Annotated in this window: 1 protein-coding gene; it reads left to right on the forward strand. The window is 75.1% G+C overall.

Annotated elements, in window-relative coordinates:
* Nucleotides 1-458: cobalamin biosynthesis protein (locus tag Q2100_RS21750; RefSeq protein WP_302915728.1), on the forward strand; the 458-nt coding region annotated here is incomplete at both ends.

Below are 458 nucleotides of genomic sequence, written 5' to 3' on the forward strand. Positions count from 1 at the left end.
ACGTCGCGGCGCGGCGGCGGATTGGTGACCGCGTCGGTGACGGGCCTGGCGACGTTCGTCGCGCTCGGCGGTACGTCGCTCGCACAGGTCGGAGCCGAGATGTCGGCGCTGCTGGAGGCCGGCGACCTCGCCGGGGCCCGCCGGCTGCTGCCGTCACTCTGCGGCCGTGACCCGTCGGTGCTCGAAGCCGCGGGCCTGACGCGAGCGACGGTGGAGTCGATCGCCGAGAACACCTCCGACGCGCAGGTGGCGCCGCTGTGGTGGGCGACGGTGGCCGGCGTGCCCGGCGTGCTGGTCTACCGCGGCGCGAACACCCTCGACGCGATGATCGGGCACCGCTCGCCGCGCTATGCGAACTTCGGCTGGGCCGCGGCGCGTCTGGACGACGTGCTGAACTACCTCCCGGCCCGCACGGCCGGCCTGCTGGTGGTGCTGTGCGCCCCGGTGGTCGGCGGCTC

Source organism: Mycolicibacterium arseniciresistens (assembly GCF_030519285.1).
Classification (GTDB): Bacteria; Actinomycetota; Actinomycetes; order Mycobacteriales; family Mycobacteriaceae; genus Mycobacterium; species Mycobacterium arseniciresistens.